Origin of the sequence: Pectinatus sottacetonis (genome assembly GCF_015732155.1) — a bacterium.
GTDB classification, from domain to species: Bacteria; Bacillota; Negativicutes; order Selenomonadales; family Selenomonadaceae; genus Pectinatus; species Pectinatus sottacetonis.
Genome location: NZ_WIQK01000001.1, coordinates 643,704 through 665,770, shown reverse-complemented (window position 1 = coordinate 665,770; position 22,067 = coordinate 643,704). Strand labels below are relative to the sequence as shown.

Below are 22,067 nucleotides of genomic sequence, written 5' to 3'. Positions count from 1 at the left end.
ACTTTCTAATATATCATAGCTCAGTATATCACAAAATAAATCATAAAACAATTATATATAAATTCAGCGCATATGGTTTAAGCAACATGTCATTTATTTTATAAAAACGTATGTTTTTTATCCGGCTGCCATATTATATAATAGATTGATAATATGCCGCAGAAGATCCAGCCGACGATTAAAGAAGTCCGAGTATCATTATTCAGCCACATGCCTATTATTACTAACAGAAGAAAAATAATGCAGAAATAGTTGCTGTAAGGATATAGGGGAGATTTAAAGGGGTGTTCAGCCATAACTTTTTTTCCATGAGTTTTCCGAAAATTTTTTTGAGCTATAGCTATGACAAACCAAGCAATCATTCCGGGAAATACACTGGCACTGTAAATATACAAAAATAACTTTGAGTTAGGAATTAAATAATTCAAGACAACACCGATACTAAGTAACGCAATAGTAAATAAAATAGCATTTTGGGGAATACCTGATTTTGATAATCGACAAAAAAATTTAGGAGCCTGACCGTTTTCTGACAAAGTGTAGAGCATGCGGCCGGCACTGTATAAGCCGCTGTTACAGCCGGAAAGTGCAGCAGTTAATACGACAAAATTTATAATGCCAGCAGCCGCTGTAATGCCCGTACGGGAAAATATTGTAACAAATGGGCTGCCGAGCATACCCAGTCGATTCCAGGGATAGATAGTAATTACTATAAAAATAGCGCCGATATAAAATAAAAGAATACGCCAAACAATTCCCTGGATGGCTTTTCTTAAAGTTTTTTGAGGTTGTTCAGCTTCACCAGCGGTTATGCCTATTAATTCTATACCTTGAAAAGAAGCAGTAACTATACATAAAGCAGTCAGCATACCTTTTGCTCCATGGGGGAAAAATCCGCCGTGGGACCATAGATTGGAAAAACCAAGGGGATGACCACCATAACCTATGCCAAATAATATGATACCGAAGCCAAGCAGGATCATTATAACAATCGTACTGATCTTTATTATAGAAAACCAGAATTCAAATTCTCCATAATATTTTACAGCTGTTAAATTAGCGGCAGCAATAATAAACATGCCGCCAAAAGCGGAGATCCATTGGGGCATAAAAGGCAGCCAGTATCTTATATAGATACCAATAGCTGTTATTTCAGATAAACCTACAGCAACCCATAAAAACCAATAACACCACGCTGTCAAGTATCCGGCAAAGGGATGAATGTATTTATAGCCGTAAGAGGCAAAAGATCCGGTTACTGGTTCTAAATATAACATTTCACCCATAATTCGCATTATGAAAAATATTACAAGTCCTGCTAATCCATAGCAGAGTAAGACGGAAGGGCCAGCAGTTTCAATAGTGCTGGCCGATCCCATAAATAATCCTACGCCTATTGTTCCTCCTAAGGCGATCATTTCTACATGTCTGGCTTTCAGATTACGTTGTAATCTTTTTTTTTCCATATAATCAAAGCCCTCTCTTTAAATATAAATTAGATATTAGAGAACAATTTTACTGAAGTCAGCGGTTTGTTTGCTCAAGTTATCTATATTCTTTAAGAGTGCCAACCGATTATTTTTTATTTTTTCATTTTTATCCATTACCATTACCTTATTGAAAAAGGCATCAATAGGGATGGTTAGTTTTTTCAGGTTTTCAATCATAGATGCATAATCATCATGTAAGTTTGTGTTAGCGGTTTTAATAGCAGTATAAATGTTATAAAGTGTTTTTTCTTCTTTTTCTACAAATAAATCAGGGCTCATTGTCAAACTATCTTTTTTGGCAATATTGCTGACACGGACAAATGCCTGTATGGTATCATCCATGCTGCCAGTAGTAATTTTTTCATTAAGAATGACAGCTTTCTGGTAAACAGAGTAAATATCATCCACATTATTGCTCACAGCATCTACAATATCGTAACGAATTTTTTTGTCAGATAATATAGTCTTTAGACGCAGGTGGATGAAGTCAAGTATATTGCTCAATAAATTAGATTTGCTGTCAGAATTGATGTTGAGCAAATCCATTGATTTTTCAATGAGAGCAGTCAGAGATATATGCATGGCTGCTTTTATTATTGTATTAATCATGCCTAAGGTCTGGCGGCGGAGTGCAAATGGATCCTGGGAACCTGTAGGTATAAGATTGCGGCTGAATGTTGCGGTGATATTATCGATTTTATCAGCAATACTTACCAGCTGACCAGCAGTTTCGGAGGGAAGCTTATCTCCAGCAAAACGCGGCATGTAATGTTCATAAATGGCTTTTGCCACCGCTGTTTCTTCACCATCTAAAAGAGCATATTCGCGTCCCACGGTTCCCTGTAGTTCAGTAAATTCACATACCATGCCGGTAACTAGATCTGCTTTAGATAAATAGGCGGCACGTTTTGCTGTCTTCAATTCACCAACAGATATATTCAAGTAATGACCGAGGTAATTAGTAAGTTCAACTAGTCGTAGTGATTTGTCATAGATACTGCCAAGATTTTCCTGAAAAACAACAGTCTTTAATTTATCAAGATAGTCAACGAGTTTGTTCTTTCGGTCTTCATCAAAAAAGAACTGAGCATCGGCAAGACGAGCCCGAAGAACTCTTTCATTGCCATGTTGTACAATATTAAGGGATTTTTTACCGCCATTGCGTATAGTAATGAATAAGGGCAATAAATTATTCTTATTGTCTAGCACAGGAAAATATCGCTGGTGTTCACGCATTGGAGTTATTACCGCTTCTTTAGGTAACTGCAAATATTTATTTTCAAAACTGCCGCATAAAGCTGTAGGGTATTCAACCAGATAGGTAACTTCTTCTAGAAGATCTTCCGTTATTTGTGCATTACCATTATGTTCAGCAGCAAGTTTATTTATTTGTTTTTCAATAATAGCCCGGCGTTTGTTTTGATCTACTATAATAAATAGGTCTTGCATTGTTTTTTCATAAGCTGAAGCACAGCCTATGATATGTTCACCATTACTTAAAAATCTATGACCGCGAGTTTTGTTGCCGGATGTTACATTGGCTATAGTAAAATTAATAATTTCCCTGTCATATAAAGCAACTATCCAGCGAATAGGACGGACAAAACGGAAATCAAGATTACCCCAGCGCATTGTTTTGGGAAAATTTAGTTCAGTAATCAGCTGAGGAAGTATATTTTTCAGCAGACTGAAAGTGGCTTGGCCCTGTTCATGAACTACAGCATATACATAACCGTCTTTGATGGTAAGCGTTTCTACAGGAATCTTCTTACCGCGGGCAAACCCTTCAGCTGCTTTAGTAGGATTGTTGTCAGCATCAAAAGCTATTTTTACAGAAGGTCCTTTATGTTCGGTAGAGATATCAGCTTGTTTTTCTGCTAAGCCCTTTATTAAAAGAGTAAGCCGGCGTGGTGTGCCCAATGTCTTAATTTCGCTGAATTCTATATGAAGACTGGAAAACTTTGTCTGAGCTTTTTCTTGTAATTGTTTTAATATGGCCGGCATAAAATGGGCTGGAATTTCTTCAGTACCTATTTCGAGTAATAAATCTTTACTCATTATTGTCACCTCGTGTTAACATTGGATAACCTAATTTTTCGCGTTGTTCCAGATAGCATTTTGCGCATAAGCGGGATAAATTTCTGATCCGGCTGATAAATGCTGTGCGTTCTGATACACTAATAGCACCACGTGAATCGAGTAAATTAAACGTATGGGAACATTTTAAGACATAATCATAAGCTGGATGGACATAACCAAGTTTTATGATACGGGTTGCTTCTTGTTCATATTTATCAAATAGGTCAAATAATAAAGTAGTATCAGCAAGTTCAAAATTATAGGTGGATTGTTCAAATTCATTTTGTTTGAAAACATCACCATATGTATAATCACCAGACCATACTATATCGAAAACATTTTCTTTTTCCTGTATATACATGGCGAGTCTTTCCAGGCCATATGTGATTTCAGAGGCTACAGGCTTGACATCAACACTGCCGACTTGCTGGAAATAGGTGAATTGAGTTATTTCCATGCCGTCAAGCCACACTTCCCAACCCAATCCCCATGCACCAAGTGTAGGAGACTCCCAATTATCTTCCACAAAGCGTATATCATGGTCTTCAGGATGGATGCCTAGTTTTTTTAGACTGGTTAAATATAATTCTTGGATATTATCAGGTGAAGGTTTCATAATAACCTGAAATTGATGATGCTGGAATAAGCGATTAGGATTTTCTCCATAGCGGCCATCAGCAGGGCGGCGGGATGGCTCAACGTAAGCAATATGCCATGGTTCAGGGCCTAGAACACGTAAAAATGTCGAAGGATTCATAGTGCCTGCACCCTTTTCTACATCGTAGGCCTGTCCTAGAATGCAGCCTTGATCAGACCAAAATTTTTGTAATGTCAGGATAATTTCCTGAAATGTCATCAAAATAAAAACCTCCTTGATATGATGGTGAAGATAAATTTTCGAGACATACTCCCACCACCTACGCTGATACATTAGAAGGCGGGAATTTCTTGTTCGATACGACTGATGCCGCAAGCATAAACAAGCTACCCCCGTGTGTCCCACGGTTTTATGTTTTATCTATGGTGCTAATTTCACTGTATCGGAAGAAAAGGAAAGTTATCACCATACAAATGATACATTAAAATAAAAAAGTCCCTGTGATATAAAATATCACAGGGACGGATTCATATATTATAATCCGCGGTTCCACCCTGATTGGCAAAATGCCCGCTTATATATTTAATTATTAGCTCATGGCTGCCGCTGACTCCATTAACGTCTTTCACTATCACGTTTCGCTTTATATTGAAGTCGATATACCATTCATTGCTGAACGTGTATAGTCTAGCAGATAAAATACATATTGTCAATTAATATATAATAGTTATTGCCAAAAAATAAAAAATATGTTATTTTTGTTCTTTTTCCAGTTTCAGTAGATCATAGTGAAGCGATTCTATAGAGCGTCTGGCTATCGCTACAGGGCAGTCAGGACTACAGATTTCACAATGTCCGCATAGTTTATTAATGGCTGTTATGGCAGCTTCGGCATTTTTTATGCTTTCATGGTTTAACATTGTAGTTCACTCTCCTTGACAGGGTATAAGTTATAAAAAATTAATTACAGTATTCTTCGAACAATCAATTGGGGAAATGGTTGGACACAATTGTCGGATAATTCTGTAGAAGTTTGGTCCCAATGGTTTTGCCGATAATACATTTGCCAGTTTTATCGGGATGCAGTCCGTCTGTTGTAAAGGTGCTTTTCAGCTGTCCAGCTTTATCAGTTAAAAATGGTGCTACATCAATTGAGGTTTTAAAAGAACGTATCCAATTATTAAGAATTAATAGCTGTTTTTGCCAACCGGCGGATGGTGTAAGGTTGATATTCTGCATTTTTTGCGGGTTTATTGGCGCAACAGTTACCATTACAGGAATAATATTATGCTTTATGCATAACGTGCGTATTTTGGTTAAATTAGCAATAACATCAGATGCTTTTGTGCCAATTCGTATATCATTTATTCCTCCCATAATTATGAGAATACTTGGTTTAAAGGGAAGAACATCCTTGTGAAAACGATTAAGCATAGCTGTTGTGGTGTCACCACTGTAGCCAATATTCAGTATAGGGACAGGACTGTAAGTTTCCCAGTCATATATTGGATAACTTGGAGGAGTACTTATTGCTCCACCGCCATGTGTAATACTATCTCCTAAAGCAGCAACTTTGATATTTGACCTTGTTACGGTAAAATAGCTTGGTTTTGACCAGCGGCTTACTGGAAAACCTACTGCATCCTGTGCCTGGATTGTCCAGTAATAACGACCTTCACTAGTGTAAGCAGCAGGGTCATAAAAATCAAAACTTATATTATTATGTAGATGATATTCATGGATTAATGTGTCATTTGTATAAACTGGTGATAAGGCAGTTTTATAAATACGTATTTCATATTGGGCGGCGTTTAAGTATGGTATCCAGGAATAGACTGGGTAAACAGGCATATAGGACATTTTATTGAATTGTGTGGTAGTAAAAGGACGCATTGAATTATTTAGATCAGCCATTAATGGCAGTGGTTCGGAAAAGTTATTTACTGGCCTGCCATTAAAGTCCAGTCCGCGAACCCGCCAGTATAAATTATCCAGGTTATACTCCAAACTGTTGGTACTGAGTTCGTAGCCAGCAGCATAAATGTGATTTATATCATTTATAGAAGCATGAGTAGTTTTATCAATAATAGTCACTTCATATTGCACAGCTTTTGGGATAGGCTGCCAAATAAGAGTAAATTTTTTTGTATGAGAAACAGTTCCTTTTTTTATTATTGTATATGGGTTGACAGGTGCAGCATACAAGGGTGTAATATAAGAAAAAAACACAGAGATACTAACAGTTATTACAAATAAAATACGTAGCAATACGATACACTTCTCCTTTGCTTTTTTTATGATTACCTAATATTATAGCATATCAGACACAAAGAAAATACCAAACTATTATTCCAAGTTTGGTATTTTAATAAAGTGATAGATTTTTATTTAGAATCTCTATTATCGGGGATATTAGTAATGATACGGCCAAGTCTTATACCTGATAATAAATTCCAAGCCCATTTTAAGGCAACTGTTATATTAGTATGAGTACCGGCAAGCCGCATAAGATGAACTAACATCCAGGCACACCAGGCAAAAAAGCCTTTCATTTTCCAGCTGCCTTTAGCCATTACGGCTTGACCACGACCTATTGTTGCCATACTGCCGACATCATGATAGACAAATTCTTCTAAATCGGTTTGACCTTTGATAAGTTTTTTTATATTTTCCACGCATACTAAGGCTCCTTGTGTAGCAACGGGAGCAATTGTAGCTAAAGGGCGACCATTTTGTTCTAGATGAGAACAATCACCAATGGCAAAAATTTCGGGATGACCAGGAACCTGTAAAGTTTTGTTTACAATGACGCGTCCTGCTCGATCAACTTCAGAACCTAATTTTTCGATAACAGGAACAGCTTTTACTCCTGCTGCCCATATAACAGTATTAGTGTCAATCTTACTGCCATCTTTTAAAGTAAGACTGTCTTCACTGCAATCTACGACCTGTGTGTTTAGACGTACATCAACTTTTTTTGACTGGAGAATTTTTACTGTTTCATCACGTAGATCTGGTGGCATCATGGGAAGAACTTTGTCAGTAGCTTCAATTAAAATAATAGAAACTTCGTTCATATCAAGTCCATGATATTCATCTTTCATAGCATTGTAAATGAGTTCGGACAAAGAACCAGCTTCTTCAATACCAGTAGGCCCGCCGCCTACACAGACAAAGGTAAGCATCCTTTTGCGTATTGTTGGGTCAGATTCACGTTCAGCTCTTTCGAACATATGTAGTACATGGTTGCGGATATGAATGGCTTCACGCAGTGTTTTCATTCCATAAGTCGTATATGCTAAATTATTCATACCAAAATAATTCGTAGTAGAACCTGCTGCGATAATAAGATAGTCATATTTTACCCGTTTATAAGGTGTAATAACTTCTTTGTTTTCTGGATCAAATCCTTGGACATGTGCGAGCATAAAACGAACATTTTTATGTTTGCGGAAAAATGCCCTGGTCGGATAGGCAATTTCATCAATTGACAGCATAGAGGTAGATACCTGATATAATAAAGGTTGAAATAAGTGATAATTATTGCGATCAATCAAGGTAACATCAACGGCTTCATTTGCAAGTAATTTTGCCGCTTTTATTCCACCGAATCCGGCACCGATGATTACTACATGAGGTCTTTTTTCTGACATTTTTTCCACTCCTAATATAAACCCTAATAATATTAAAACAATTTACTATAAGCATGTGCTTTTTGTAACATAGTTATTATATATGATTGTGAATAAAATAACAAGAGAATTTTACAATTATCTGACTTTTTTTCTTAAAAACCAACAATTTTATAATATATTTATCTTGTCAAGATAAATATAGCTTATTTTGTTATATTATGGTAATAGGATGATTAATCAAATTGTCATAAAATGGTAAAATATTCATAAATAAGAAAAAATAATACATTTTATTGCTAGTTATATGAATTATATAATTAAATAGTAAAAATAGATTTACTAATATAAATATTGACTTTTTCTTGTCTATAAACTACAATCAATTTATATAAATTTTCTAAAAATATTATTTAAATAAAAATTTTATAAGAGGGGGAGCATATAATGAATTATCCGGATAGTGTGAAAAGTAACGAGGATATATTAAATGCTTTTAAAATTGTTATGCCTTACATAAAACAAATTGTTCGTGAAGATTTGGTTATGGGATTGACTGACTTGCAGGAATATATTGGTTATGAAAAAGGGAAAAGTTTTGAAATAGATCTTCATCCGGGTAAACCTGTTACCCCCGTAATAAAAAAATGTATAGATGGGAAAAAGGTTGTACGACAAGATATTGATGCTACTGTTTATGGTGTTCCAATTAAAGCAATTTTTGCCCCTATTTATGGGATAAATAATGAGGTAATAGGAACCATAAGTACAGGTATAGATATGGAATCAAGTCTTGATTTAATAAAATCAGTAAAAGATGTAGTCAATTCAACACAAACAGCATATCAATCTATTGAACAAGTGGCAAATAGTGCTAGTGAACTGGCTAAATCGGGTCAGGGGTCTATTACACAGGCTACTAATTTAAAAGAAAAAAGCGGAGAAACTGCTAAAGTAATAGAATTTATCAATAATATAGCACAGCAGACTAACTTATTGGGACTTAATGCAGCAATTGAAGCGGCTAGGGCTGGTGAACATGGCAGAGGATTTGCCGTAGTTGCCGAAGAAGTACGGAAATTAGCAGATCAGTCTAAAAATGCTACTGAACAGATACATTCTACTTTGGAAGAAATGAACAAGGCTGTAGAAGAAATATTCAAGTCTACTGAGACAGTGGGGGCAATCAGTGAAGAACAAGCGGCATCTACTGAAGAAATAACAGCAACGCTAGCGCATATTACAAAGGCTGCCGACCATTTGAATTCTTTTCTCGAGGATTATAAATAACAGTTGTATAATGAAGCTGCTACGCATAAACATTTTGATTCATAAATTTATACTGTTTTCCTTAGATTATTTATAGAAGGACTGAGGAAAATGATGGGGTTTATGCGGTCGATGTTAATTTGCGCGGCAGCTTTTTGTTTTAATAGGATAAAGTTAAAATATCAGTTGTACAATAATTATTGGAGTTTGAATTTTTCAATGATTTCTGCAATGCATCAGCATGGGCGGCAAGATTCTTGGCACGTTTTGTTACTTCACTTATTATTGAGGTCGTTTCTTCACTTAATGCAGCTACTTCCTCTGTTCCTTCAGCTGCTTTTTGAAAAATGACGGTGGCTTGGTTTATTTCATTACTGGCAGATTCTGTTTCGGTATTGATTGCTATAGATTTTTCTGAAATAGTAGCTATTTTTTCTTCAATTATGAATTTTTGATCAAAAAATAATAAATTCATAATATTAATATAGTATTGGTATAAAAGTCCAATATTGACTTAAATAATAAATAAAAAATTACCGAATATAAAGAAATAATCAATAAATCGGTAATTGTAGAATGAATAAATATATATTTTTTTATTTATATTGTTTTCTATTAGTAGATGATGGATAGCCGAGTTGCTCGCGATATTTCATTACAGTACGGCGTGAAATATTTATATCCTGCTGTTTTAAAAGATCACATATTTTTTGGTCACTCAGCGGATTTCTATTGTTTTCTTTATCGATAAATCCCCTTATAATATTTTTTATTTGTCCGGCAATTAATTCTTCTCCGGCAGCATTTGCGGTAATACCGGTATTAAAAAAACTTCGTATACTTATGATACCATGTGGAGTTTCCATATATTTATTGGCAATAGCACGGCTAACTGTTGATTCGTGAATATCTAACTTATCCGCAATCAATTTCATTGATAAGGGATGAAGGAAAGCATTTCCCTTATCAAAAAAATCTTTTTGGTAAAAAATAATTTTAGCAGAAACGTTGTATAAAGTCCGCCGCCGCTGCTCAATACTGTTTATAAGCCATATAGCGGAATTAACACGCTGTTCTACGTATTTTTTTGTCGGTACATCCATATCATGAGTATTGCGATAAAGATCACTTATACGTAAGCTGGGAACAGTGTATTCATTGACAAATACGATATAGTCATTATCAATTTTTCGTACAGTAACATCGGGAATAATCAATTTTGGTTGTTCATCACTGTAAGAAGAACCTGGTTTGGGATCTAAATGTTTTATTTTATCAACTGCGGTTTGAACGGCATTAATAGAAGTGTTTTCCTGCTGGGCTATTTTTTTTATTTGATTTTTAGCAAGATCATGGAGATGTTTATCAATTATTACAGCAATAAGGCCATGATATATACCTGAATAGCGGGCTTGCAAACGTAAACATTCAGATAAATCACGTGCGCCGACGCCAATGGGGTCAAATGACTGGATACGCTGCAGCACATCTATAACAAAAGATTCAGCAGTATTTGTTGACAGAGCTATTTCTTTAGTTGAAATGGTAAGATAACCACGCCCATCGATACAACCGATTATATAATCAGCAATATGCTGTTCGGTATAGTTGGTAAAAGTAAAACCGGCCTGTTCATGGAGCATATCGGCAAGACTACTACCGGGAGCAGGCAATTGTTTAAAATCGTAGCCATCATGAGAAACTGAGTGAGTGTTGCTAGAGCGGTCATTAAGAAATTCAGCAAGATTGTTTATGTCATCAGCAGCTATTTTTTCATCACTTAATTGATCAGTGTTGCCAGTTGATTCATCAAATTCCAGCGTAGGATTTTCATTGTATTCCTGTTCTATTGTTTCGTGAAGTTCTTGTGATGACATTTGAAGAATTTTGACAGATTGTTGCATTTTAGGGGTCATGACCATTTTTTGTTTTATGTGAAGTGACAAATCTTGTTTCATTTTAACAACCTCATAGTAATCTAGTTGATTATTTACTCATGGCAGCGGCTAGGGCAGCACCTAATATTGATCCGCCATTTTCCAATACCAGGTTAATACCAGCAGAGTCACTTCCCAATACCTGATGAAGTGCCTCATGCATATTGTCAGTAACTGTAGGCATTTTTTCAAATAAAGAACCGTCAATGACAATGTTATGTCTGGGAATATTATTTGGGAAAATATGCCATAATATGCCGCAATAGGTTGCAGCAACAATACGGGCTGACCGGCTTACTATATTCTGAGCAAGTGTCTGTATTAAGCGGGCATTTTCGGTAGATAATTCTATGGATAAATGATTTGTTATTAATGTTTTCACATCATTTAAAGTGGTTGAGTTATCATTGAGAATGGTAGATAGATCAATACTTGTAAAATCAGGCAGTTTTTCTAATTGTAAACCATCTTGTAAACAGTAAGAAAATAGCTCACCGATATAGCGGCCTGAAACCATTTTTTCTAGTCTTTGATGGTCAGGTAGTTCGGAATTATTGTTAAGTATAGTATCATATTTATTTACAGCAAGCTTATAAAAATTACCTATTTCCAAATTAATTATCATAGGCTGGCTGTTACTTTCAGGATATGATTCAAAATAACACGTATTATGTCCTGTAGCATATATCGAGCCGATATATGTGTCAGAAGATTTGTAAGCGGCAGCTAATAGTACAGCAACAGTATCATTTATTACCGCAATGGGTTTTACGTTATTAAAACCATATCTGGACAGGGATTCTTTTAATAAGTCATTAACTACCTGTCCTTCAACACCGCTGGTGGCAAATTCCTTAGTCCATGTTATTAATTTTGCGTTATAAATATTAGTTTGGCTTGAAGGGAAAGAGAAAGTATGTCCTAAAAAATATTCTTCATTTTTATTGCCTTCAATTACTTCATCAATGATTTCAGTTATAAAATCAAACATATCTTTCGCACATGATCCTTTGCCGACAAAGTCATAGTTTCCAGCAACTTTTAATGGTTTAGCCACTTTTTTTAATATAGTAAATTTACCATTTTTATGTAGTTCTATTAATACTACGCGTAAATTTGTTCCACCAAAATCGAGTGCGAGATATTTACCTTCTTCCTGACCGGAAGGCAGACCAATATAGGATTTTAGCATTTTTAATGAAGATGTATTTCCCTTGAGCCCTTCTTCAATGTCATATCGTACAGCGGCAGCTATATCCATAAGATCCTGCTGGGAAGTGGAAAAAGTATTTATTATAGCTGAAAATTTATTATTATCCATTATTAATTACTTCCTTTTATTTATTTGCAGGGATAATTTCTGACCAATAGCCATCAGGATCAGAAATAAAATAAATTCCCATGTCTTTATTTTCATAACAAATACAATTCATTCGTTTATGTAGCTCATGGGCAGCTTTAAAATTATCAACAGAAAAAGCCAAATGTGTTTCATTATCGCCTAAATTATATTTTTCTTTGCGATTTTTAAGCCAGGTTAATTCTAATTCGTGGCAGCCTTGTCCATCGCTTAAATATGAAAGTATAAAATTGTCGGTTTCTTTGCGGCGGATTTCCGTCAGACCAAATGCTTCTTTATAAAAATCAATTGATTTTTTTAGATCCAGGACATTGATATTATTATGGGCAAATTTGAAATTCATAAATGAGTCAACTCCTTTACATTTAGTTGGCATTTAATAAAATATACAACATATATTTTATCAAACAATATATATATTAACAAATTGATTTTGGTGTTAGTAATGTAATCAGAGAATATATTAAAGATAATTGTTTGTGATATAATAATCAATGTGTTTTACATATTATAACATAATAAATATATTGTATATAATAATTTTATGAGGGTGAAAATAATGGTAGGAATCATAATAGTATCACATAGTTTAAAAGCAGCAGAAGGAATAAAAGAAATCGCGGTAGAAATGGCAAAACCAGATCAGCCTATAAGTGCTGTGGGTGGAACTACTGACGGAAAACTGGGAATAGATCTTGATAGAGTGGAAGATGCTATTGAAAAAATGGATGAGAAAGATGGAATGATTTTATTTGTAGATCTAGGAAGTGCTATAATTTGTGGTGATATGATAAGAAATAATAAAAAAATAAATAAGAAAAATGTTTACATAGCAAATGCACCTATCTTAGAAGGTACTGTAATTGCAACTATAGAAGCATCTTTAGGCAGCTCGGTGGAAAAAGTTTTAGAAGTGGCAGAAGAAGCGGGTAAGTTGCCTAAGTTTAATTTTTAAGTGAATATAGCGGAAATTCAGCTTTGCAGAGCAGAATTTCCGCTATATATTATAGGTAGATGGGGCTTTTATAGAGTACTTGCTATACTGCCAGGAGTTAAATGTGTAGTCATGACATTTTGCCATTCTCTTATTATCTGTGAGGGGATTATATAGCGTTTTTCTATAACAGTAGAAGTGTCAGTTAAAACATTTTTTTGATATAATTTTTGCAAATTTCCTTTTTTATTTTTTTTATAAATAAAATTACAGCCGTTTGTTATGACGGGAAAAACAATTTCTACCTTATCAGCAGTATAAAGCGGCATTAGGGTATTTTTTTTTAGCTTAAAAGAAATAAAGTACTGATCGTTATAATAGACATCCTTTAATATTAAATTTTTTAATTGTCCATTTGAAGTATATTCAATTTTCGGTGGATAATTTTTGTTAAATAATAAATCAATTTTTTTAGTACGAGAAGTCAGTTCTAGCTCGCAGAGTGAACGGAAATGGGTTTTGTCACGATTGTAGAACTGAGTAATTTTTACAAAACTGGAAAAAATATTTTCTGATTTTATGTTTTTATTGTAGGATTTATTATCAGAAATAGGAACAGTGTAAGTGAAAGCACTTTCCCTCGTAATGGTATTGCCGGATTCTGTTTGTCTGATTTCGGCATGAACATTTAAAGGAATTATCAACATAACAGACAAGATAAGTAATAATTTTTTCATGAAAAAATCCTTTATTAATTAAGTTGGTAGCTTAATATTCTTCTATTTTAGTTACATTATAACCTTCATCTTTTATTGCGGCACGCAAGGTATTTTCATTCGTACTACACTCGACAGATATATAATTTTCAGCTAAATTTGCTTCCTGGATTTTATGCATTCCTTCAAGATCGCCCAGGGCAGCAATGATACGAGACATACTATGACTGCTGTCCATGTTTTTAATATAAATTTTCAACATAATAAAAACCCCCTTATAAAATATCAATCATTAATAAATATGATAAAAATTTCCTTGGGAATATTACAGGTATAATATAATTTGGTAACTAGGATTGTCAATAAACATCCTGTTGACCTAAAATAACTTTTTAAGCCAGGGAAATTTGTTATACTTGTTTATGGTGAAAGTGCACATATAATGCCCGAGTTGTTATAAAAATAGGAACAGGCATAATAGTTAATACAGCAACTAATGGATTGAGTAGTTGTTGGCTCCAAGGATAGAATAAGCCGGCAGCTGTTAGTATACAAAAAAGATTACAGATGGCAGCTAAAATGATATTTTGTTTTGTCTGGTGGATTATTTTACGGCTAAAATTAATAGTATCTGAGATGAGCGGGAGATTATCGGCAAAAATAATAACGTTTGCAGCCTTGATAGAACTTATAGCGTAGTTATCAAAAGCAATTCCGATATCAGCGGCAGTAAGAGCAGCATCGTCATTCATATCATTGCTGATCATGCTGATAGTTAATCCGTGAGTATGCAGTAGGGAAATTTCCTTGGCTTTATCTGCTGCTGATAATTCGCAGCGTATTTGGTTTATACCAGCCTTAGCGGCAAGGTTTTTAGTAGTAAGTCTGTTATCGCCTGTAAATATAATAACAGCTGTGTTTTTCAGTGCATGAAGAACATCTTTAATATTGTGATTGAGTGGGTCATTGATAACGATAACTCCGTGGCAATATTTATCTAGAGCAATAAATAAAGGTGTGTTTCCCTCATTGGCAGCTTGCAGAGCTTTTGCTTGGAGTTCATTACTCACTTCAACACCCTCATCTTTCAGCCAGGAAAGTTTTCCTACACGAATAATTTCTCGGTTTATTAAAGCTTCTACGCCCTTTCCTCTTATTAATTGTGCTGATGATATACGTTGTAATTGAACTCTGTTTTTGGCAGCAGAGGCAAGAATGGAACGGCTTAGCAAATGATTTAGAGATGCTTCAGCGCTAGCAGCTAATGAGAGTAGAACCTTAGGTGATAGTCCTTCAGGATATAAACCGGTAACACGAGGCTGGCCTTTTGTTAATATTCCTGTTTTAGCAAATATTAAAGTATCAAGATGGTAGGATTGTTCAAATACAGAGGAATCTTTAAGAAAAACACCTGCCCTAAAACACCGCTTTATGGCAGACATAGCTGGTAATTTTGCTGATAGGTCGATGCCATATGGATATGCTGTAATTAATATTGTGGAAAATACAGTAATTATAAAGGAAAGGGGCTTACCAGTAACAGCCCAGTAAATGGACATTATTATAGCTGCTAACAAGGCAATAATCAGCATGATATGAGATAATTTATGGGAACTATCTGCAGTAGATAGGGCTGAAAATTGAGCATTATGGGCAAAAGTACAAAGCTGCAACGCTAGTGTAGCAGAACCTGTATTATCGGCTTGATATTGAAAAGTACCGGATGTATTGACAGTAAAAGCATAAACCCTGTCATCGATCCCCTTTTTTACAGGAGTTTTTTTGCCGGTTAAAATAGATTCATTGATAGATGCATTTCCCGCTATAATTTTGCCATCTGCTGGAAGTGTGTCATTTGGGCCAATAAGCAGGGTAGTAGCAGAAGAAATTTCTTCTATAGGAATTTTTGTTTTTTCACCTGATATAGGGTCAAGTATATTTACAAAGTCAGGCAGTTTATCAATTGAAGCAGGATTCAGTTGCCAAAAAATTTTTTTAGCATATGCAGTATATAATTCCATTATGGTAGAAAATGTCAACAGTAGTGCAATGGATTCAAGATACAGGCTGTCAGCGGGTAAAAATGTGTTATGGGAAAAAGTATCATAGATAGCAAGTATTAAAAGAGCAAATGTACTTAAACTCAGCAGAAGATATCGGTGTATTTTCTTTGCAGCCATAGCATTGACACTTATCATATAGTAACGGTAATTTATAAGCAATAGCAATATTACTAAGGAAAAATTGCTTATAGTAAATATTTGGGGATTATGCAGATAGTCCGCGATAAAAAATGGTGATGATCTCAAAGTTGTAACAGAATTTATGGCTAATAAGACAATAAAACATATTATAGACATAAGGGCAGCAGCAACCATCTGTCTGATTGTATTAAATTTTTTAGCAGATAAGAATGTGAGTTTATACCCGGCTTGGTCTGCCGCATAGATAACAATGTTTTTATCTACATAATGGGATAATAATATTTTGAGTTCTTTCGTATGTATGTCGATTGAAGCAGCATCTATACCAGGAATGTTGTTTATTATACTTTCAATATTATTGATGTCAGTCTGATTTTCAATATTGGCAATATAAAAATTTTGCTGCAACATAGGAAAACTCCTTTAATGATAATAAAATCAGCGATTTCACTAATTTTTATCACTCATAAACTGTAATAAAATAGTAAATCTACTGACTTTTGTAGTATTATAGGAAATAGTTAAATTAATATATTATAGCTGTACAAAAATAGCTTTAATATATTAAAATATAAAATTAAATTATCTTATATTTTATTATGCGATTTATTAGTAATATTGTCAAGAACAAACATTTATATGCTTGCTGTTTAGGGAAAAAATTGTTACAATCTTATTATATTTATTGGATATGTCGAGAATAATTTCGGCTGAAAGTAAATATACGCTAGAATAAAATTTTTTACAATATGATATGGGATGAGTGAATAAAAATTGCTGACGGTTACTGCTAATAGCAAAATTAATTTAACACTGGATGTTTTAGGTAAACGCGATGATAATTATCATGATGTAGAAATGATAATGCAGTCTATAAATCTTAGTGACAAACTTGTAATTGAAAAAAGTGATATTTGCGATATAATAATTGATTGTTCTATACCGGGAGTTAAAAGTAAACAAGACAACCTTATATATAAGGCAGCAAAATTATTTTTAGAAAAATATAAGATTACTTCTGGTGTAAAATTTACTTTAGAAAAAAATATACCGGTAGCAGCGGGATTGGCGGGCGGCAGTGCCGATGCAGCAGCGGCTTTATATGGACTTAATAAATTGTTTGGGTTGAAGAAATCTCGGATTGAGCTATGTAGTATAGCTGCTTCACTGGGGTCAGATATTCCCTTTTGCCTTATTGGAGGCACAATGCTTGCTCAAGGCCGGGGGGAGAAAATAACTTCTATGCCGTCTTGGGGAAATGGTGCTTTTGTAATAGTTAAACCACCAGTAAGTGTTTCAACTGCATGGGTGTATGGGCAGTATAAAGAAACTAAGATAAAAGATCATCCTCATGCGTCTGTGATGATAGAAGCATTAAAAGCTAAAAATCTTGATGATATTTGTAAATCATTGGGAAATGTCCTGGAAAGTGTGACTATTACTAAGTTTCCACAACTGGCTGAATACAAGAGTAAGTTGTGCAGATATGGGGCGAAGGCGGCATTAATGTCCGGTAGTGGACCAAGTATTTTTGCAATATGTGAAAACATTGCAAAAGCAGAGAAAATTGCAGAAAAAATGAACCATGAGTATTGTGATATGGATATATATGTTGCGTCAGCAGTATCTGTGGGATGCAGTGCAGATAAGTAGGGGGAGATATTAAGTGGGAGAAAATAAAAAACTTATGCCAATAAAGCTTGATAGTTACCAGCCGTTGCGTGAAGTGGTATTTGAAACTTTGCGTAATGCTATCAGGACAGGGCTGTTAAAACCCGGACAAAGGCTTATGGAAATACATTTAGCAGAAAAACTTGGAGTCAGCCGTACTCCGGTGCGGGAAGCTATAAGAAAACTGGAATTGGAAGGGTATGTAATAATGATGCCGCGTCGGGGAACTTATGTGGCTAATTTGTCAATACGTGATGTAAATGAAGTTTTTGAAATACGCACGGCATTGGACTCTTTAGCCAGTGGGCTGGCAGCTGAACGGATTTCGGAAGATGAGCTGGAAGAGTTACAGAGATTATTAGTTCAGATTGGTGAGTATATTGAAGAAAATAACATGAATAAAATAGTAGAAATTGATACTAAGTTTCATGATTTATTATATAAAGCAAGCCGAAATAATCGTTTAGTAGGAATTATTTCCAATCTGCGGGAACAGCTTACACGTTTTCGGACAAAATCAATGTCGTATCCAGGACGGTTACGGGAAACTTTGGAGGAACATCGCCGGATAGTGGATACTATTGCCCAGGGCAATGTTTCAGATGCGCAAAAAGCAGCGGAAAAGCATATGGAAAAATCAGAACAGACTTTATTGAAAAGTATGGAAGATATGAAGCAAGATGTGAAAAACAAAAAAAAGGAAAGTGAATAAATTGAGTAGTGGGGAATTTTCTACCGTAATATTAGCAGCTGGCAAGGGAACACGTATGAAGTCAAATATACCAAAGGTCCTGCACCATATAGGAGGCAAACCGATGCTGCAGCATGTTATTGATGCAGCTATTGGGGCTGGAGCGGTAAAAAATATAGTCGTTGTCGGATTTGGCCGGGATGAGGTTAAAGCTGCTGTCGGGAATACAGCACGTGTCGTTGTTCAGGAGGAGCAACTGGGTACTGGACATGCAGTACTGCAGGCAAAACCATTGATAAATGAAAATGATACAGTGATGGTTTTGTGTGGGGATACACCTTTGCTGACGGCGAAGATGCTAAAAAAATTTTATGATGCCCATAAAAAAGAAAAAGCCCAGGCATCAGTATTAACTGCTGTTATGCCTGATCCTAAAGGCTATGGACGTGTCATAAGAGATTTTAATGGCTATGTTAAGAAAATCGTTGAACATAAAGATGCTACGACAGCAGAACGGGCAGTAACCGAAGTAAATACGGGTATATACTGTTTTGAAGCGAAGACATTATTTGCTGCATTGAAAAAAGTAGGCAATAATAATGCCCAGGGAGAATATTATTTACCAGACGTGTTAGAAATTATTAGAGATCAGGGAAAGAAAATAAGTGCAGCAGCAGTAAAAAGCTATGAAGCTACATTAGGAATAAATTCACGACAGCAGTTAGCTGAAGCCGAAAGAATATTACATCGGCGAAAAAACAGGCAGCTTATGGCAGACGGTGTAACAATAATGGATCCGGCTACTACATATATAGATGTGGATGTGACAATAGGGCAAGATACAGTTATTTACCCGTCTACATGGATACAGGGTAATTCCACTGTAGGCAGCAATTGTGAAATAGGGCCGTGTAGCAGATTTACTGATATTAATATTGGTGATAAAGCTGTAGTTACATTTACCTATGCACATGAATGTGAAATTGGGGCAGAAGCAACTGTGGGTCCTTATGTACACTTACGGCCGCATACTAAAGTTGCTGATAAAGTCCATATAGGCAATTTTGTTGAAGTGAAAAATTCTAATATAGGTGAAAAGACTAAACTGCCACACCTGAGTTACATTGGAGACAGTGATATTGGGTCGGGTGTAAATATGGGGTGTGGAACTATAACCGTGAATTATGATGGGAAGAAAAAGTATCGGACAACGATAGAAAATGATGCTTTCGTAGGTTGTAATTCTAATTTAGTAGCTCCGGTAAAAGTAGGAGAAGGCGCTTATGTAGGAGCAGGTTCTACTATTACGAAAGATATTCCAGCAGGTGAGCTTGCTGTAGGAAGAGCCAGGCAAACAAATATACCTAAATGGCGTGATAAAAGAAAATAATTGACAATTGTGTTATGATGAGTGATTATAAAGGTAGAATAAAAATAACTGCTTATTGAAGAACATTTTGAGGATGGTAATATTTGCTAAGGTTATTAAATGATCTCGGTATGTTCTTTTATAACAAATATAATAAAATTTATTTAAGCATCTAAATTGCAGGAGGAAAATTGATGATTTTGGACACAGACAAGCTATGTATTCTTACTGGTAATGCCAACCCTCAGCTGGCACAAGAGGTAGTAGATTATATAGGAGTCGAATTATGCCATGCGTTTGTGGGACATTTTAACAATGGGGAAACACAGGTAATGATCAGTGAAAGTATCCGAGGAAAGGATGTTTTTATTATACAGCCAACCAGTCAGCCTGTGAATGACAATCTTATGGAACTGCTTATAATGGTAGATGCGTGCAAGAGGGCATCAGCACGCAATATAACAGCAGTTGTACCATATTACGCTTATGCACGGCAGGATAGGAAGACCCGGGGTCGTGAACCTATATCAGCTAAATTAGTAGCTGATTTAATGACTACAGCTGGTGTTGACAGAGTTGTTACAGTAGATTTACATGCTGGTCAGATACAGGGATTTTTTGATATTCCGGTAGATCATTTGGCAGCTGCGCCGGTTCTGGCAAAATATGTCAGGGAAAAAAATTTAACAAATATAGTTGTAGTCTCACCTGATCTTGGCGGTGTTACACGGGCCCGTAATTTGGCTGACAGATTGGGTGCGCCAATAGCTATTATCGAAAAAAGACGTCCTATGCCGGGCAAAGCTGAAGTTATGAATCTTATCGGTGAAGTAGAAGGAAAAGATGCTATTATAATTGATGATATTGTTGACACCGCTGGTTCATTATGCGAAGGGGCAAAAGCATTAAAAAATCGAGGTGTAAAATCCATTCATGCCTGCTGTACCCATGGCATTTTGAGTGATCCGGCAATTCAGCGTATTGATGATTCACCTATTGATGAGCTTATTATAACTAATACTATTCCATTGCCTAAAGATAAACATTCTAGTAAAATTATATCATTATCAATGGCTCCAGCTATTGGTGAAGCTATTGCGCGTATATATACACAGACTTCTGTAAGTAAATTATTTGATATGGAAAATGCTGTACAGACTAAAGTTTAATGATTTAATATTTCCTATTATTATATGTACCAATTCAAAGCCTTTCCTTTTGGGGAGGCTTTTTTAGATAAATATGCAGTAAAGAAAGACATCTTAGGAGGAAAAATAATTGGACTTTGTAATGATGATAAAAGTAGTTATCCTGGGAGTTGTTGAGGGACTCACTGAATGGCTGCCGATAAGCAGTACCGGACACATGATTCTGGTAAATGAATTCATAAAAATGGCTGTAGATAAAAAATTTATGGATATGTTTTTGGTTGTTATTCAATTAGGCGCAATTATGTCCGTAGTCGTATTAAATTTTACGAAATTAAATCCATTTGCCAGAAGTAAAAATAAAGTGGAGAAACAGCAGACCTTTTCTTTATGGTATAAGGTAATATTTGCCTGCATTCCAGCAGCAGTAATAGGTTTGCTGTTTAATAACTACATGGAAAAGCATTTTATGAATGCTCATGTAGTAGCATTTACCCTTATCTTATATGGAATATTATTTATTATTGTAGAAAATTATAATAAAAGAAGAACTTCTACCATAAATAGTTTAGAAGAACTTGACTATAAAACAGCGTTTATTATAGGGTTATTTCAGGTTTTAGCATTAGTTCCGGGAACATCACGGTCTGGTGCTACTATTCTGGGGGGAATTATTTTTGGTACTTCCCGTTATGTGGCAGCAGAATTTACTTTTTTTCTGGCAATACCAGTAATGTTTGGTGCCAGTCTACTGAAAATGGTAAAATTTGGACTTAATTATTCGGCCGAGGAAACTATGATCATGCTTCTTGGTATGACGGTGGCATTCGTTGTATCTATAGCCTCAATTAAATTTTTGCTACGGTATATTAAAAAGAATGATTTTAAAATATTTGGCTGGTATCGGATAATATTAGGAATTATTGTTTTTGCATATTTTATATTAATAAGTTAAAATATATATATATA

At 35.1% G+C, this 22,067-nt stretch carries 20 protein-coding genes; 7 read left to right on the top strand and 13 right to left on the bottom strand.

Translation table 11 applies throughout. The annotated features are described in order from the left end of the window. Positions 1 to 98: 98 nt before the first annotated feature. The 6 genes from I6760_RS03100 to I6760_RS03075 all read right to left on the bottom strand — a co-directional run bounded on the left by I6760_RS03100 (position 99) and on the right by I6760_RS03075 (position 7,820). Positions 99 to 1,466, bottom strand: a complete 1,368-nt coding sequence (locus I6760_RS03100; RefSeq protein WP_196593038.1) for an amino acid permease — start codon at positions 1,464 to 1,466, stop codon at positions 99 to 101. Between the two features lie 36 nt (positions 1,467 to 1,502). Then, positions 1,503 to 3,548, bottom strand: a complete 2,046-nt coding sequence (gene glyS / locus I6760_RS03095) for a glycine--tRNA ligase subunit beta (protein ID WP_196593037.1) — start codon at positions 3,546 to 3,548, stop codon at positions 1,503 to 1,505. Continuing rightward, positions 3,541 to 4,425, bottom strand: coding sequence for a glycine--tRNA ligase subunit alpha (gene glyQ, locus I6760_RS03090; protein ID WP_196594744.1), 885 nt, complete (start codon positions 4,423 to 4,425; stop codon positions 3,541 to 3,543). The genes glyS and glyQ overlap by 8 nt, the downstream gene beginning before the upstream one ends. A gap of 494 nt (positions 4,426 to 4,919) precedes the next feature. Then, positions 4,920 to 5,087 (bottom strand): hypothetical protein, encoded by a 168-nt coding sequence (locus I6760_RS03085; protein WP_196593036.1) that lies wholly within the window; start codon positions 5,085 to 5,087, stop codon positions 4,920 to 4,922. 64 nt (positions 5,088 to 5,151) lie between these two features. Further along, positions 5,152 to 6,435, bottom strand: a complete 1,284-nt coding sequence (locus tag I6760_RS03080; RefSeq protein ID WP_196593035.1) for an SGNH/GDSL hydrolase family protein — start codon at positions 6,433 to 6,435, stop codon at positions 5,152 to 5,154. A 116-nt stretch (positions 6,436 to 6,551) separates the two neighbouring features. Beyond that, positions 6,552 to 7,820 (bottom strand): NAD(P)/FAD-dependent oxidoreductase, encoded by a 1,269-nt coding sequence (locus tag I6760_RS03075; RefSeq protein WP_196593034.1) that lies wholly within the window; start codon positions 7,818 to 7,820, stop codon positions 6,552 to 6,554. A gap of 426 nt (positions 7,821 to 8,246) precedes the next feature. Between I6760_RS03075 and I6760_RS12910 the strand changes: the two genes are divergently transcribed. Next, positions 8,247 to 9,089, top strand: coding sequence for a methyl-accepting chemotaxis protein (locus I6760_RS12910; RefSeq protein ID WP_196593033.1), 843 nt, complete (start codon positions 8,247 to 8,249; stop codon positions 9,087 to 9,089). A 139-nt stretch (positions 9,090 to 9,228) separates the two neighbouring features. Here I6760_RS12910 and I6760_RS03065 read toward each other — a convergent pair whose 3' ends face one another. The 4 genes from I6760_RS03065 to I6760_RS03050 all read right to left on the bottom strand — a co-directional run bounded on the left by I6760_RS03065 (position 9,229) and on the right by I6760_RS03050 (position 12,708). Beyond that, positions 9,229 to 9,543, bottom strand: coding sequence for a hypothetical protein (locus I6760_RS03065; protein ID WP_196593032.1), 315 nt, complete (start codon positions 9,541 to 9,543; stop codon positions 9,229 to 9,231). A 121-nt stretch (positions 9,544 to 9,664) separates the two neighbouring features. Then, entirely contained in the window at positions 9,665 to 11,026 is a 1,362-nt protein-coding gene (gene rpoN, locus I6760_RS03060; RefSeq protein WP_196593031.1) for an RNA polymerase factor sigma-54, read from the bottom strand. 28 nt (positions 11,027 to 11,054) lie between these two features. Next, positions 11,055 to 12,326, bottom strand: coding sequence for a hexokinase family protein (locus tag I6760_RS03055; protein ID WP_196593030.1), 1,272 nt, complete (start codon positions 12,324 to 12,326; stop codon positions 11,055 to 11,057). A 16-nt stretch (positions 12,327 to 12,342) separates the two neighbouring features. Continuing rightward, positions 12,343 to 12,708 (bottom strand): VOC family protein, encoded by a 366-nt coding sequence (locus I6760_RS03050; protein ID WP_196593029.1) that lies wholly within the window; start codon positions 12,706 to 12,708, stop codon positions 12,343 to 12,345. A gap of 216 nt (positions 12,709 to 12,924) precedes the next feature. Here I6760_RS03050 and dhaM point away from each other — a divergent pair, with 216 nt between their 5' ends. Next, positions 12,925 to 13,320, top strand: coding sequence for a dihydroxyacetone kinase phosphoryl donor subunit DhaM (dhaM, locus tag I6760_RS03045; RefSeq protein ID WP_196593028.1), 396 nt, complete (start codon positions 12,925 to 12,927; stop codon positions 13,318 to 13,320). A 68-nt stretch (positions 13,321 to 13,388) separates the two neighbouring features. Here the strand turns inward: dhaM and I6760_RS03040 are convergent, their stop codons facing one another. From I6760_RS03040 to I6760_RS03030, 3 genes are all read right to left on the bottom strand, one after another. Continuing rightward, positions 13,389 to 14,036 carry a hypothetical protein gene (locus I6760_RS03040; RefSeq protein WP_196593027.1) on the bottom strand — a complete coding sequence of 216 codons (648 nt, stop codon included), beginning with the start codon at positions 14,034 to 14,036 and terminating at the stop codon, positions 13,389 to 13,391. Between the two features lie 31 nt (positions 14,037 to 14,067). Then, the gene (locus I6760_RS03035) at positions 14,068 to 14,277 is read right to left on the bottom strand and encodes a heavy-metal-associated domain-containing protein (protein WP_196593026.1); all 210 of its coding nucleotides are present in this window, start codon (positions 14,275 to 14,277) and stop codon (positions 14,068 to 14,070) included. 148 nt (positions 14,278 to 14,425) lie between these two features. Further along, on the bottom strand, positions 14,426 to 16,630 hold the full coding sequence (locus tag I6760_RS03030; RefSeq protein ID WP_196593025.1) for a heavy metal translocating P-type ATPase: 2,205 nt from the start codon (positions 16,628 to 16,630) through the stop codon (positions 14,426 to 14,428). A 363-nt stretch (positions 16,631 to 16,993) separates the two neighbouring features. Between I6760_RS03030 and ispE the strand changes: the two genes are divergently transcribed. From ispE to I6760_RS03005, 5 genes are all read left to right on the top strand, one after another. Continuing rightward, the gene (gene ispE, locus I6760_RS03025) at positions 16,994 to 17,872 is read left to right on the top strand and encodes a 4-(cytidine 5'-diphospho)-2-C-methyl-D-erythritol kinase (protein ID WP_196593024.1); all 879 of its coding nucleotides are present in this window, start codon (positions 16,994 to 16,996) and stop codon (positions 17,870 to 17,872) included. 34 nt (positions 17,873 to 17,906) lie between these two features. Next, entirely contained in the window at positions 17,907 to 18,602 is a 696-nt protein-coding gene (locus I6760_RS03020; protein WP_196594743.1) for a GntR family transcriptional regulator, read from the top strand. Between the two features lies 1 nt (position 18,603). Beyond that, positions 18,604 to 19,971, top strand: a complete 1,368-nt coding sequence (gene glmU, locus I6760_RS03015; protein WP_269140286.1) for a bifunctional UDP-N-acetylglucosamine diphosphorylase/glucosamine-1-phosphate N-acetyltransferase GlmU — start codon at positions 18,604 to 18,606, stop codon at positions 19,969 to 19,971. Positions 19,972 to 20,144: 173 nt separating this feature from the next. Further along, positions 20,145 to 21,119, top strand: coding sequence for a ribose-phosphate diphosphokinase (locus I6760_RS03010; protein WP_196593023.1), 975 nt, complete (start codon positions 20,145 to 20,147; stop codon positions 21,117 to 21,119). Between the two features lie 121 nt (positions 21,120 to 21,240). Beyond that, the gene (locus I6760_RS03005; RefSeq protein WP_196594741.1) at positions 21,241 to 22,053 is read left to right on the top strand and encodes an undecaprenyl-diphosphate phosphatase; all 813 of its coding nucleotides are present in this window, start codon (positions 21,241 to 21,243) and stop codon (positions 22,051 to 22,053) included. Positions 22,054 to 22,067: the final 14 nt, after the last annotated feature.